Origin of the sequence: Stenotrophomonas sp. PAMC25021 (assembly GCF_004795795.1) — a bacterium.
GTDB lineage: Bacteria > Pseudomonadota > Gammaproteobacteria > Xanthomonadales > Xanthomonadaceae > Stenotrophomonas > Stenotrophomonas muris.
Genome location: NZ_CP039255.1, coordinates 1,489,767 through 1,501,861 on the forward strand (window position 1 = coordinate 1,489,767; position 12,095 = coordinate 1,501,861).

Sequence of the window (12,095 nt, forward strand, 5' to 3'; positions counted from 1 at the left end):
CAACAGGCTATGCTGGCCGCCAAGTTGTTGCCGGGACTGAGACCCGGCCCGCGCGCCAGCAACCCCGGCTGAATGGCGCCCGCCCCCGGGACCCGGGCGGCCCGAAGGCTGGGATAGCATCGCCGCGCTCGTGCCGTGGCGGTACGTTTGCGCCCACGGAGGCCTTGGAAATGCTGGATATCGTACTGGTCGAAGACGATGCCCGCCTGGGAACGATGGTCAGCGACTACCTGCAACGGCATGGCTACCAGGTGGCCCACGAGCGCAGCGGCGAGCGCGCCGTGGCCCGGATCCTGGCGGAGAAGCCGGCCCTGGTGCTGCTCGATGTGGGCCTGCCCGACCAGGATGGTTTCGAAGTGTGTCGGCAGATCCGGCCCCACTATGACGGCATCATCTGCGTGCTGACCGCCCGTACCGACAACATCGACCAGGTGCTGGGCCTGGAACTGGGGGCCGACGATTACATCGGCAAACCCATCGAACCGCGGGTGCTGCTGGCCCGCCTGCGCGCCCACCTGCGCCGCCACCGCCGGGTCGAACCGCGTGACGGCAGCCTGCGCTTCGGCGAGCTGAGCATCGACCCGTCCACCCGCAACGTGCACCTGCAGGGCAGCCTGCTGGAGCTGACCACCGCCGAGTTCGACCTGCTGTTCCTGCTGGCCAGCAATGCCGGCCAGATCCTGGACCGCGACGCGCTGCTGCGCGGCCTGCGTGGCATCGCCTTCGATGGCCTGGACCGCTCAATCGATGCCCGCATCTCGCGCCTGCGCCGCAAGCTGGGCGACAACCCGGAGCAGCCGGAACGGATCAAGACCGTCCGTGGCCGCGGCTACCTGTTCAGCCGCTCGGCATGGGGATGAAACGCACACCGTCGGCGATGCGCGGCCACGCCTTCCATTTCCTGCGCTACGGCATCGGTTTCCTGGTCGCCCACCTGTTGTTGATCGTGCTGGGCCTGTGGGCCTGGGACGCCCTGCTGGAAGACCGCACCGAAGCCGGCCTGCAGGCCGAGATGCGCGGCACGCACGCGCTGCTGCAGCATCGCTTCGCCGAAACCCCGCGCGAGCAGTGGCCGGCACTGGCGCGCGAACTCGACGCCGATTTCGCCTACGCGCTGCGCATGGTGCCGCTGGCCGAGGCGGTGAAGGCGCTGCCGGCCAGCCAGCGCCCGCCGTTCAACAACGGCCGCGTACAGATCGATCTGGAGCACATGCGCAGCCTGCAGCGGATCGGCGACAGCGACTACGCCGTGATGCTGGGCCCGTTGGACGAGGCGCTGCCGGACGAAGGCTGGCAGGACAGCGAAGTATCCGGTGTGGCGATCCTGCTGCTGATCCTGATGGTGGCGGTGGCACTGCCGATGTACGTGATGGTGTACCGGCTGTGGCGCGACGTCTCGCAGTTGGCCCAGGCGGCCCGCCGCATGCGCGACGGCCAGCTGGACACGCGTGCGCCGCGCGCCGGCACCGCGCTGGTGCGGCCGCTGGCCAACGCCTTCAACCACATGGCCGAGCAGCTGCAGCAGCTGCTGGAAAGCCAGCGCGTGCTGGCCCAGGCGGTCGCGCACGAGGTGCGCACGCCGTTGGCACGGATGCGTTTCGGCCTGGCCGACCTGGAAGACACTGCGCTCGACGATGTGCAGCGCGATGCGCTGGGCGGGCTGCGCACCGACGTCGATCGGCTGCAGCACCTCACCGATGCCGGCGTCGAATACGCCGCACTGGGCCGCTGCCATCAGCTGACCCGCCAGCGCCTGCAGCTGGCGGCGCTGGTGCGCGGCGTGGTGGCCCAGTTCGCACCGTTGCCGATGCCGGTGCAGCAGGCGTTGTCGCCGGTGGGCCTGGTCAACGTCAACCGGCACATGCTGGAACTGGCGCTGCGCAACCTGCTCGGCAATGCGCTGCGTTACGCGCGTCGGCAGATCCGCATCGCCAGCACGGTCAATGACGGCTGGCTGTGCCTGCAGGTGGAGGACGACGGCCCCGGCATCGCACCGGAACTGCGCGGCCAGGTGCTGCAACCCTATGTGCGGCTGGACCCGGGCAGCCCCGGCTTCGGCCTCGGGCTGGCGCTGGTGCAGGTGGTGGCCGACAAGCATGGCGGCCAGGTCGAGGTGACCGATTCGGCGCTGGGCGGCGCCTGCATCCGCCTGCACCTGCCGCTGGAAACCGGCGGTGTCGTGGAGGCCGAGGCAGCCTGCTAGACCGCCGTTTCCGCGCGCGGCAAGGCAAACACGAACAGCGCGCCCCGTTCGCTGTCGCGCAGTTCGATGCGGCGGCCATGCAACTGCACGATGCGCTGCACGATCAACAGGCCCAATCCGCCGTTGTCGCCACGCCGCGCGCCGAGCGCGGCCGGTGCCTGGAACAGCTGGGTACGCAGCGCCGGGGCTACCCCGGGGCCATCATCGGCGACGCAGACCTCCACGCTGTCGGCGGTCGCGCGCAGGCGCACCTCGATCTGGCCACCCTCGGGTGCATGGCGCAGCGCGTTGTCGAGCAGGTTGGTCAGCACCCGCTCGACCAGGCCCAGGTCCGCACGGACCAGCGGCAGGCCGGGCGGAAACGCCGCGTGCAGCTGCTGGCCACGCGCCTGTGCCGCCAGTTCGAACTTCTGCAGCACGTCCTGCAGCAGCTCCGGCAGCGCGAACACTTCCCACTCCAGCCGCACTTCGCCGTGCTCCAGCCGCGCCAGTTCGAACAGCGCGCGCGCCAGCCGGCCGACCTTGGCGCTCTGTGCCAGCGCAATGCCGAGATAGCGGCGGCGCTCATCCGGTGACAGCGTGGCGTCCTTCAACGCCAGCGTTTCCAGGTAGCCGTGCAGCGACGACAACGGCGTGCGCAGGTCGTGCGAGATGTTGGCGACCAGTTCACGGCGCTGCAGATCCTGCTGGCGCAGCTGCTGCCACTGCTCGCCCAGCCGCTGCGCCATCTGCGCGTGCGCATGTTCCAGGATCACCAGTTCGTCGCGCTCACCAGCGCGCAGCGGCTCCGGCGGCGGCAGCGGCGTCGGCGCATCGATGTCAAAGGCCTGGATCCGCCGGGTCAGCCGCCGCAACGGACGCGTCACCCAGTAGAACGCGACCAGCCCGGCCAACAGGCCGAGGCTGCCGACCAGCACCACCGACCACAGCGTGGTGTTCCACTGGCTGCCGGCGGCAAGATCGTCGGCGAGCATCTGCCGATGCTCGCCGACCAGCACCACGTACACATAGCCGGCCGGCCGGCCCTGCACGATCAATGGTGCAGCGCTGAACACCTTGCGGCCATCGGCGCTGCGCGGGTCATCGCCGAGGATCGGCAACGGTGCACCGGCCAGCAGGCGACGCAACGGCGCCACATCCACCCGGTTGCGCACCAGATGTCCACTGGGTGCATCGTGACCGAGGATGCGGCCCTGGTCGTCCAGCAGGTAGACCTCGACGCTGGGGTTGACCGCCATCAGCTGGCCGAACAGCGCGCGCACCGCGGCATCGCGCATGCCGCTGGTGTCCATCAGCTCGCTGCGCTGGGCGATATGTTCGGCCAGGCCCAGCGACAGCCGCTGCACGACTTCCTGCTCGTGGCGGGTGTTGGCACGCATCTGCAGTGCCAGCAGCGCCATGCAGCACATCAGCATCAGCGCGGCGGTCACCACCGCCAGCTTCTGCCACAGGTTCGGCTTGATCATGCCGCCGCCCCGGCCGGGTCGACCAGCTTGTAGCCGCGGCCCCACACCGTCAGCAACCGCCGTGGGTTGGCCGGGTCGGGTTCGATCTTGCTGCGCAGGCGGTTGATGTGGGTGTTGACCGTGTGCTCATAGCCATCGTGCTGGTAGCCCCAGACCTGGTTGAGCAGTTCCATGCGTGCGAACACCTGGTCCGGATGACGGGCGAAGAACAGCAGCAGGTCGAACTCGCGCGGGGTCAGTTCCAGCGTGTTGCCATCCACCGAAGCGGTGCGCGCGACCGGATCGAGCTGCAGCCCACCCAGCTCGATCGCGCCGGCATCGATGCGCGCGCTCTGCGCCATCGCCTCGGCGCGGCGCAGCAGCGCACGTACCCGTGCCACCAGTTCCGGCATCGAAAAGGGTTTTGCCAGGTAATCGTCCGCGCCCAGTTCCAGGCCGACGATGCGCTGCGTTTCACTGCCGCGCGCGCTGATGATGATGATCGGGACATACCGCGCCATCGCGCGCGCGCGCTGGCACACCTGCAGCCCGTCCACGCCGGGCAGCATCACGTCCAGCACCAGCGCATCCCACGGGCCGTCCTGCTCGAGCAGGCGCAGGCCGGCATCGCCGCTGGCGGCATGGGCGACGTCGTAGCCCTCATCGCCCAGGTGCATGCGCAGCAGGTCGGCGATGTGGGCATCGTCTTCAACGATCAGCACGCGTTTGGTCGACATCGGCAGCTCGGGGCCAGTGGGGAGGCTGGCTGCATTGTGGCGCGGGACGGCCGCCGATACCTCACGAAAAATTGAATCCTGCGTGAGGATTCGTTGACCCGGGCGGGCGCAGCATGGCCCCGTCGCCCCTTCCCGGAGTCCGCCATGTCCCTCTCCCGCCGCCATCTGCTGGGCCTGGGCGGTGTCGCCACCGCCGCCGGCCTGTTCGGCCTGGGGGCCTGCAGCCGCGCCGCCCCGGCCGCCGCCGAAGCGCGCCCGTCGCGACAGTTCGAGGTCATGCACAGCGATGCCGAGTGGCGCCAGCGACTGACGCCGGCGCAGTACGCGGTGCTGCGCCAGCAGGCCACCGAGCGCCCCTGGAGCAGCCCGCTCAACAAGGAACACCGGCAGGGCACCTTCGCCTGCGCCGGGTGCGCACTGCCGCTGTTCTCCTCGTCCACCAAGTTCGAGAGCGGTACCGGCTGGCCCAGCTTCTGGGCGCCGCTGCACAACGCCATCGGCGAAGACCGCGACGTCACCTTCGGGATGCTGCGGGTGGAGGTGCATTGCCGCCGCTGCGGCGGCCATCTCGGCCATGTGTTCAACGATGGGCCACGCCCCACCGGGCTGCGCTACTGCATGAACGGTGCGGCGATGGTGTTCGCTCCCGGCGCCACGGATGGCACTGCCGACGGCTGGCGGGTGCCGGTCGGTTCTTCCCCTGCTTCCGGAGCCTGACGATGCTGCTGTTGCTGCTTGCCTATCTGGGGGGCGCGCTGACCCTGCTCAGTCCCTGCATCCTGCCGGTGCTGCCGTTCGTGTTCGCGCGTGCCGATCGCCCGTTCCTGCGCAGCACGCTGCCGCTGCTGCTGGGCATGGCGCTCACCTTCACCGTGGTCGCCAGCCTGGCCGCGGTGGGCAGCCAATGGGTGGCGCAGGCCAACCAGGTCGGACGCTGGGTCGCCCTGCTGCTGATGGCGTTGTTCGCGGTCGCCCTGCTCTGGCCACGACTGGCCGACCACCTGCTGGCGCCGTTCCAGCGCGTGGGTGCCCGCCTGAGTGCGCGCGCCGATGCGGCGGATGCCGCGGGGCACGGCGGCGCGTGGACCTCGCTGCTGATCGGCATCGCCACTGGCCTGCTGTGGGCACCGTGTGCCGGGCCGATCCTCGGCCTGGTGCTGACCGGCGCCGCCCTGCATGGCGCCAGCGTCGGTACCACTGCGCTGCTGCTGGCCTACGCACTGGGTGCGATCACCGCATTGGCGCTGGCGGTGTGGATCGGCGGCCGGGTGTTCCGCGCGATGCAGGCGCGGCTCGGCCTCGGCGATGTACTTCGCAAGGTGCTGGGTGTGGCCGCGCTGCTGGCCGTCGTGGCGATCGGCCTCGGCTGGGATACCGGCCTGCTGACCCGCTTGTCCACGGTCAGCACCGCGCGTATCGAGCAACGCCTGCTGGATGCAGTGCCCGGCGCGCAGCCGGCGGCACCGCCGATGATGATGGCCGGCGCCAATGCCGGTGCCGATGCAGCGCTGCCGGTGGAGGGCACGCTGCCCGCGCTGGACGGTGCCACTGGCTGGCTCAACAGCCCGCCGCTGAGTGCACAGCAGCTGCGCGGCAAGGTGGTTCTGGTCGATTTCTGGACCTATTCCTGCATCAACTGCCTGCGCGCGATGCCGTTCGTGCACGAATGGGAGCGACGCTACCGCGACCACGGCCTGGTGGTGGTCGGCGTGCACACGCCGGAATTCGCCTTCGAGCGTGACCCACGCAACGTGATGAAAGCGGTGCAGCAGCTGAAGGTCGAGTACCCGGTGGCGCTCGACAACCAGTACACGATCTGGCGCGCCTTCAACAACCGCTACTGGCCGGCGCAGTACTTCGTCGACGCGCAGGGCAACATCCGCGGCCACCAGTTCGGCGAGGGCAACTATGCGCGCTCGGAACAGATGATCCGTCGCCTGCTGACCGAAGCCGGGCAGACCAATCTGCCGCCACCGGCCGATCCCGCTGCCGCCGGCCTGAAGGGCGTGGCCGTGCAGGCCGACATGGGCAACCTGCGTTCGCCGGAAACCTACCTGGGCCACGCCCGCGCCGAGCAGTTCGCCTCGCCCGGCGGGCAGCACAGCGACGCCGCGTTCGACTACACGCTGCCGGCCACCCTGGCGTTGAACCAGTGGGGGCTGTCCGGGCGCTGGACCGTCACCGATGAGGCCGCACAGCTGCAGCAGGCCGGCGGCCGCATCGCCTTCCAGTTCCATGCGCGCGACCTGCACCTGGTGCTGGCACCGAGCGAGGACGGCAGGCCGGTGCGCTTCCGCGTCTGGCTGGACGGCAAAGCGCTGCCCGCCACCGATGCCGGCAGTGATGTTGGTGCCGATGGCAGTGGCGTGGTCGACGAGCACCGCCTGTACCAGCTGATCCGCCAGCGCGGCGCAGTCGGCCCGCATCGCTTCGAGATCGAGTTCCTCGATGCGGGCGTGCAGGCCTATGCCTTCACCTTCGGTTGAACCGGGAGGACATGATGAAACTCTCCTTTGAACAGGGCATCGCCGCCGGTGTGGCCGGCCTGGTGGCCACGGCCTTGATTGCCGGTGTGCTGCTGGTTGACCACGGCGCGATTGCGGCGCCGATCGAAGCCAGCGCGCAGATCCAGGCACTGCCGGCCCCCACCGGCGATGCGGCGTTCCGCGATGACGCCCCCCACGCCAGCGTGGTGTTCGCCGGTGGTTGCTTCTGGGGCGTGCAGGGCGTGTTCCAGCACGTCAAGGGCGTGAGCAATGCCGTGTCCGGCTACATCGGTGGCAGTGCGGCCAATGCGCGTTATGAGCGCGTCAGCGGTGGCCAGACCGGGCATGCCGAAGCAGTGAAGATCGACTACGACCCGCGCCAGGTCAGCTACGGGCAGCTGATGCAGGTGTTCTTCTCGGTGGTGCACGACCCGACCCAGCTCAATCGGCAGGGGCCGGACCACGGCAGCCAATACCGCTCGGCGATCTTCAGTGACGACGCACGCCAGCAGGCTGCCAGCCGCGCCTACATCGCCCAGCTCGGCCAGGCCGGCAGCTACCGCGCGCCGATCGTCACCCAGCTGGTCAGCGGCCAGCGCTTCTACCCGGCCGAGAGCTACCACCAGAACTACATGACCAACTACCCGCAGGCGGCCTACATCCGCTACTACGACGCACCGAAGCTGGCCGCGCTGGGCAGGCAGTTCCCGGCGCTGTACCGGCGCGAGGCGGTGCTGGTGCCGATGCGGTAGCCGGCATTCCCCCTTGGGCTGACCGACGCTCGGCGGTGCTCTCTGTAGAGCCGAGCCCACGCTCGGCTGCTGTTGGCGGAAGTGCAGCCGAGCATGGGCTCGGCTCTACACACAGAAAAGACGCACGGCCATCCAGCCGTGCGTTTGGGAAGTATCGGCCGTGCCCCGATCAGGCCCGGCCGACAACGACATGCTAGGCTCGCCATCATCATGGGTACAGCACCAGATGGTGGGAAATTCGATGGATACAGATGACCAGAGCGCGATGATCCCACCCCGCTACCAACGGCTGTCCGACGAGCTGGCCGAGGCCATCCACGGCGGACGCCTTCCGGTTGGCAGCCGCCTGCCTTCGCTGCGGCAGATGGCCCTGCAGCGCAGGCTCAGCCTGAACACGGTGATTGCCGCCTATCGCCAGCTGGAGGACGCCGGCCTGGTCATTCCGCGGCCCAAAGCCGGCTTCGAGGTGGCGCCGCGCTTGTCGGTGCCAGAGCGTTCGCTGCGTGATACCCCGTCCGCACCCACCGCACCACTGCAGCAGGTGCTGATGGCCCGCGTGCTGGAAGCACAGCGCCGCCCCGGTGTGATCGACCTGGCCTTTGCCGGTCCGCGCGGGCGCCAGTTCTATCCGGGCGCGCAGCTGGCCCGGCATACCGCACAGGTGCTGCGCCACGGCCAGCAGACGGTGGAGACCTACGCGCGCCCCAACGGCTCGCCACGGCTGCTGGCGCAGATCGTGCGGCGTGGCCCGCGCATGGGGCTGCACACCCACAGCGAACGCCTGCTGCTGACCCATGGTGCGATGGAGGGCCTGCAGCTGGCGCTGCGCGCGGTCACCCAGCCCGGTGATGCGGTCGGCATCGAGGCACCGTCCTACTTCAACCTGTATCCGTTGCTGGCCAACCTCGGCCTGCAGGCCATCGAGCTGCCCACCCATCCGCAGCACGGACTGGATGTGGATGCGCTGGACGCGCTGCTGCAGCACACACCGCTGGCCGCACTGGTGGTGATGCCGACCGTGCACAACCCGCTCGGCTGCACCATGCCGACCGCCGCCAAGCAGCGCCTGGCCGAGCTGGTCAACGCACGGCAGCTGCCGCTGATCGAGGACGCGGTGTACGCCGAGCTGCAGTTCTGCGAACCGCCGGCGCCCCTGCTGAAGGCCTTCGATCGCGACGGCTGGGTGATGGTGGTCGGAGGTTTCTCCAAGACACTGGCGCCGGATTACCGCATCGGCTGGCTGGATGGCGGCCGCTTCGCCGAGCGCATCGCGCTGCTGAAATTCCAGTCCACCGGCGGCGAGCCGCAGCTGCTCGGTGACGCGGTCGCGGCGTATCTGGAAGCGGGCAGCTACGAGCACCACCTGCATCGCATGCGCCGGCTGTACCGCGAACAGGTGGGACGGCTGCGCCAGCTGGTGGCCGAGCACTTCCCGGCCGGCACCCGCGCCACCGAACCGCAGGGCGGATTCCTGCTGTGGCTGGAACTGCCGGGCGTGGATACGCGCGAGCTGTTCGAGCGAGCGCTGCAGGAGGACATCGTGTTCATGCCCGGCCAGGTCTATTCACGTGGCGCGCGATACCGCCACTGCCTGCGGCTGTCGTGCTGCCAGACCCTGGATGCGCGCTTCATTGGCGCGGTGGAACGACTGGGCGCGATCGCGCGGGAGCTGGCGGCCGCAGCACGGTAGTGCCGGCCGCTGGCCGGCAACATCGGGATCACCGGGTGGATGCGGTTGCCGGCCAGCGGCCGGCACTACCTAGGATCACTCGAGCAGGTGCGCACTCAGCGCTTCGCCATCCGCACCCGGCAGATGCGGCAGCCGTCCCCAGCACGGCATCGGCAGGCGCTGCTGCAACGTGGCGATGTTCTCATCCTGGCGCTGCATCGCCGGGTCGATGTGGTTGCCGATCCAGCCCAGGCACTGCACGCCGCTGGCCTGCAGCGACTGCGCAGTCAGCCGCGCATGGTTGACGCAGCCCAGCCGCATGCCCACCACCAGCAGCACCGGCAACTGCAGTGCTCGCACCAGGTCCAGCTGGTCCAGCGTGGCCGAGACCGGCGCCAGCCACCCACCGACGCCTTCCACCACCACGATGTCGGCCTGCGCGCGCAGTCGCGCGAACGCAGCCACGATCGGCGCCAGTTCCACCTGCACGCCGTCCTCGGCAGCGGCCAGCTCCGGTGCCAGCGGCTGCCGCAGCGCATACGGGTTCAGATCGGCATAGTCCGGCACCGGCCAGCTGGCCGCCTGCAGCGCCAGCGCGTCTGCGTTGCGCAGGCCCTGCCCCAGGTCTTCGCTGCCGCTGGCCACCGGTTTCATGCCCACCGCGCGCAGGCCGCGCCGGCGCAGCGCATGCAGCAGCGCGGTGCTGGCCGCGGTCTTGCCGATCTCCGTATCGGTGCCGGTAATGAACAGGGCGGGCGGCAGCGTAGCGGGCAACGGCATCGATGGGCTCCAACAGGGCAACAGAGCGTGCATTATCGCCGGCCCGGCGCGCTTGCTAGACTGCGGGCATGTTCGCCAATGCCTCGCTTACCGGCAGCAAGCCGGAACAATACGCCCAGCTGCTGGAACAGGCCCGTGGCCTGGTCTACGCCGAGTCCGACCGCATCGCCAACGCGGCCAACCTCTCCGCACTGGTCTACCACGCCCTGCCCGACCTGAACTGGGTGGGTTTCTACCTGTACGACGGCACGGAGCTGGTGGTCGGCCCGTTCCAGGGCCTGCCGGCCTGCGTGCGCATCCCGCTGGACAAGGGCGTGTGCGGTGCCGCCGCCAGCCAGCGCGTGACCCAGCGCGTGGACGACGTCGATGCCTTCCCCGGCCATATCGCCTGCGATTCGGCCTCGCGTTCGGAACTGGTGGTGCCGCTGCTGCGCGGCGATGAACTGATCGGCGTGTTCGACATCGACAGCCCGAAGATCGGCCGCTTCGATGCCGATGACCAGGCCGGCCTGGAAGCCATCGCCCGCGTGTTCGTCGAGGCGCTGGGATGAGCGCACCGAAGCTGCGCAACATCGGCCCCAAGAGTGCAGCGTGGCTGCGCCAGGTCGGCCTGCGCAGCCGCGAGGACCTGGTTGCGACCGGCGCAGTCGGCGCCTTCGTCAAGGTCAAGCGCGCCGGCTTCAAGCCCAGCCTGAACCTGCTGTACTCGCTGGAAGGCGCGCTGCTGGACTGCCACTGGCAGGAACTGAGCGAGCCGCAGCGTGAGGCGCTGGTGCAGGATTACGAAGCACGCATCGCCGCGCATCCGCTGAAGGCGGCCGGCCCGGCGTCGGGTCCGGTGCATGAGCAGCGCTTCGATGCCGACGATGACGCGGAAGACAGCGTGACCGAGGATGCGGACGAGGATTGACCGCACCGGTAGTGCCGGCCGCTGGCCGGCAACTGCGTGGTCTTTTCAACATTCCTGAGACTGCCGGCCAGCGGCCGGCACTACCGATGGGTTACGGCTGCTGCAGTTCCAGCAGCTCGCCTGCCAGCCCGGCTTCGCCACGTTCCAGCCGTACCCGCAGGCGCGTGCCGTGGTCGATGCGCAGTGCCCAGCACAGCGACATCGGCAGGCCGCAGACCTGCGACAGCACCATGCGCAGCGGGCCGCCATGGCTGACCACCAGCGTTGGCACCGGGTCGTCATCATCGAGCAGTCGATCCAGCGCGCGCGCGATACGCCGCTCGAAGTGGCCCCAGCTTTCACCGTTGGGCGGTGGGAATGCATGCGGATCGGCATGGAAGGCCGCCAGTGCATCCTCCGGCAGGTCGAACAGCGACTGCCCGTCCCAATCGCCGAAATCCAGCTCTTCCCATTCCTCCTCCGCTTCCACGTCCAGCCCGCGCGGGGTGGCCAGGGCCATCGCCGTGTGCAGCGAGCGCAGCCGCGGCGAACTGATCACCCGTTCCCAGGGCTGCGCAGCGTAGGCGTCGACCAGTTCCTGCGGCAGGCGGGCCAGCTGCGGTGGATCGCTGCGGCCATCGAGGAACTCATCGCGACCGTTGCCGGCATGGCGGACCAGGTCGAGGATCATGCGTGCGTCCTGTACAGGCAACGCGGGAACAGCGGAAAACGGGCGGACATCGGCAACGGCACCACGGGATCGAGGGACCATTCTAAGGGCACAGCAAAGGCAGTCGGGTACGCTCGACGCTACGGGCCGCCTGCGATGCCGTAGACTGCGCGCACTTCCAGGTGACCTGCGGCCACGGCCGGCAGGTTGAAACGGGAAGCCGGTGACGCGTGAATCCACGCCAGGCCGGCGCTGCCCCCGCAACGGTAAGCACGTCAGTTCCAGGCAACAACGCCACTGTGCCGCAGGCATGGGAAGGCGCCTGGACGGTGGCCTCGCGCCACCCGGCGGCAAGCCCGGAGACCGGCCCGGAAGCCTCAGGTCGCGGTGCGGTGGGCATGGCGCTGGATGACCGCAGCCTGCGCTGCGGCGTCGGCGCATGCCTGCCTTCGCGGCTCCTCCCC

The 12,095-nt window shown here is 69.5% G+C and carries 12 protein-coding genes and 1 riboswitch; of the genes, 8 read left to right on the forward strand and 4 right to left on the reverse strand.

Going from position 1 to position 12,095, the window contains the following annotated elements; genetic code table 11:
- Nucleotides 1-170 precede the first annotated feature (170 nt).
- Together E5790_RS07075 and E5790_RS07080 are read left to right on the forward strand one after the other, a co-directional pair.
- On the forward strand, nt 171-860 hold the full coding sequence (locus E5790_RS07075; protein ID WP_014645829.1) for a winged helix-turn-helix domain-containing protein: 690 nt from the start codon (nt 171-173) through the stop codon (nt 858-860).
- Nucleotides 857-2,203 (forward strand): ATP-binding protein, encoded by a 1,347-nt coding sequence (locus E5790_RS07080; protein WP_032959211.1) that lies wholly within the window; start codon nt 857-859, stop codon nt 2,201-2,203. Before E5790_RS07075 ends, E5790_RS07080 begins: the two co-directional genes overlap by 4 nt.
- Here E5790_RS07080 and E5790_RS07085 read toward each other — a convergent pair.
- Both E5790_RS07085 and E5790_RS07090 read right to left on the reverse strand, forming a co-directional pair.
- Nucleotides 2,200-3,669 (reverse strand): HAMP domain-containing sensor histidine kinase, encoded by a 1,470-nt coding sequence (locus tag E5790_RS07085; protein ID WP_032959213.1) that lies wholly within the window; start codon nt 3,667-3,669, stop codon nt 2,200-2,202. The two genes, E5790_RS07080 and E5790_RS07085, sit on opposite strands and share 4 nt — an antisense overlap.
- Nucleotides 3,666-4,385, reverse strand: a complete 720-nt coding sequence (locus E5790_RS07090; RefSeq protein ID WP_014645826.1) for a response regulator transcription factor — start codon at nt 4,383-4,385, stop codon at nt 3,666-3,668. Before E5790_RS07090 ends, E5790_RS07085 begins: the two co-directional genes overlap by 4 nt.
- Before the next feature lie 144 nt (nt 4,386-4,529).
- On the opposite strand from E5790_RS07090, the gene msrB reads away from it, so the two are divergent.
- The 4 genes from msrB (at nt 4,530) to E5790_RS07110 (ending at nt 9,313) form a co-directional block, all read left to right on the forward strand.
- Entirely contained in the window at nt 4,530-5,102 is a 573-nt protein-coding gene (gene msrB, locus E5790_RS07095; RefSeq protein WP_032959218.1) for a peptide-methionine (R)-S-oxide reductase MsrB, read from the forward strand.
- Between the two features lie 2 nt (nt 5,103-5,104).
- Nucleotides 5,105-6,871, forward strand: coding sequence for a cytochrome c biogenesis protein CcdA (locus tag E5790_RS07100; RefSeq protein WP_111205399.1), 1,767 nt, complete (start codon nt 5,105-5,107; stop codon nt 6,869-6,871).
- A gap of 14 nt (nt 6,872-6,885) precedes the next feature.
- Nucleotides 6,886-7,623: a peptide-methionine (S)-S-oxide reductase MsrA gene (gene msrA, locus E5790_RS07105; protein WP_111205401.1), complete on the forward strand. Its 738-nt coding sequence runs from the start codon at nt 6,886-6,888 to the stop codon at nt 7,621-7,623.
- 241 nt (nt 7,624-7,864) lie between these two features.
- Complete coding sequence (locus E5790_RS07110) at nt 7,865-9,313, forward strand: PLP-dependent aminotransferase family protein (RefSeq protein WP_014645822.1); 1,449 nt, start codon at nt 7,865-7,867, stop codon at nt 9,311-9,313.
- A gap of 75 nt (nt 9,314-9,388) precedes the next feature.
- On the opposite strand, the gene bioD is transcribed toward E5790_RS07110, so the two are convergent.
- A complete protein-coding gene (gene bioD / locus E5790_RS07115; protein WP_111205890.1) occupies nt 9,389-10,072 on the reverse strand; it encodes a dethiobiotin synthase in 684 nt (227 codons plus the stop codon).
- A 68-nt stretch (nt 10,073-10,140) separates the two neighbouring features.
- Between bioD and E5790_RS07120 the strand changes: the two genes are divergently transcribed.
- The gene (locus E5790_RS07120) at nt 10,141-10,623 is read left to right on the forward strand and encodes a GAF domain-containing protein (protein ID WP_014645821.1); all 483 of its coding nucleotides are present in this window, start codon (nt 10,141-10,143) and stop codon (nt 10,621-10,623) included.
- Complete coding sequence (locus tag E5790_RS07125) at nt 10,620-10,982, forward strand: TfoX/Sxy family protein (RefSeq protein WP_014645820.1); 363 nt, start codon at nt 10,620-10,622, stop codon at nt 10,980-10,982. Before E5790_RS07120 ends, E5790_RS07125 begins: the two co-directional genes overlap by 4 nt.
- A 91-nt stretch (nt 10,983-11,073) precedes the next feature.
- Here the strand turns inward: E5790_RS07125 and E5790_RS07130 are convergent, their stop codons facing one another.
- Nucleotides 11,074-11,652 (reverse strand): histidine phosphatase family protein, encoded by a 579-nt coding sequence (locus E5790_RS07130; protein ID WP_049408270.1) that lies wholly within the window; start codon nt 11,650-11,652, stop codon nt 11,074-11,076.
- A 142-nt stretch (nt 11,653-11,794) separates the two neighbouring features.
- Nucleotides 11,795-12,018: riboswitch (cobalamin riboswitch) on the forward strand.
- The last annotated feature ends 77 nt before the right edge of the window (nt 12,019-12,095 follow it).

Excerpts from the sequence above, each read along its gene's own strand:
- E5790_RS07075 (WP_014645829.1), top strand. The coding sequence starts at position 171 with ATGCTGGATATCGTACTGGTCGAAGACGATGCCCGCCTGGGAACGATG.
- E5790_RS07080 (WP_032959211.1), top strand. The coding sequence starts at position 857 with ATGAAACGCACACCGTCGGCGATGCGCGGCCACGCCTTCCATTTCCTG.
- E5790_RS07085 (WP_032959213.1), bottom strand. The coding sequence starts at position 3,669 with ATGATCAAGCCGAACCTGTGGCAGAAGCTGGCGGTGGTGACCGCCGCG.
- E5790_RS07090 (WP_014645826.1), bottom strand. The coding sequence starts at position 4,385 with ATGTCGACCAAACGCGTGCTGATCGTTGAAGACGATGCCCACATCGCC.
- msrB (WP_032959218.1), top strand. The coding sequence starts at position 4,530 with ATGTCCCTCTCCCGCCGCCATCTGCTGGGCCTGGGCGGTGTCGCCACC.
- E5790_RS07100 (WP_111205399.1), top strand. The coding sequence starts at position 5,105 with ATGCTGCTGTTGCTGCTTGCCTATCTGGGGGGCGCGCTGACCCTGCTC.
- msrA (WP_111205401.1), top strand. The coding sequence starts at position 6,886 with ATGAAACTCTCCTTTGAACAGGGCATCGCCGCCGGTGTGGCCGGCCTG.
- E5790_RS07110 (WP_014645822.1), top strand. The coding sequence starts at position 7,865 with ATGGATACAGATGACCAGAGCGCGATGATCCCACCCCGCTACCAACGG.
- bioD (WP_111205890.1), bottom strand. The coding sequence starts at position 10,072 with ATGCCGTTGCCCGCTACGCTGCCGCCCGCCCTGTTCATTACCGGCACC.
- E5790_RS07120 (WP_014645821.1), top strand. The coding sequence starts at position 10,141 with ATGTTCGCCAATGCCTCGCTTACCGGCAGCAAGCCGGAACAATACGCC.
- E5790_RS07125 (WP_014645820.1), top strand. The coding sequence starts at position 10,620 with ATGAGCGCACCGAAGCTGCGCAACATCGGCCCCAAGAGTGCAGCGTGG.
- E5790_RS07130 (WP_049408270.1), bottom strand. The coding sequence starts at position 11,652 with ATGATCCTCGACCTGGTCCGCCATGCCGGCAACGGTCGCGATGAGTTC.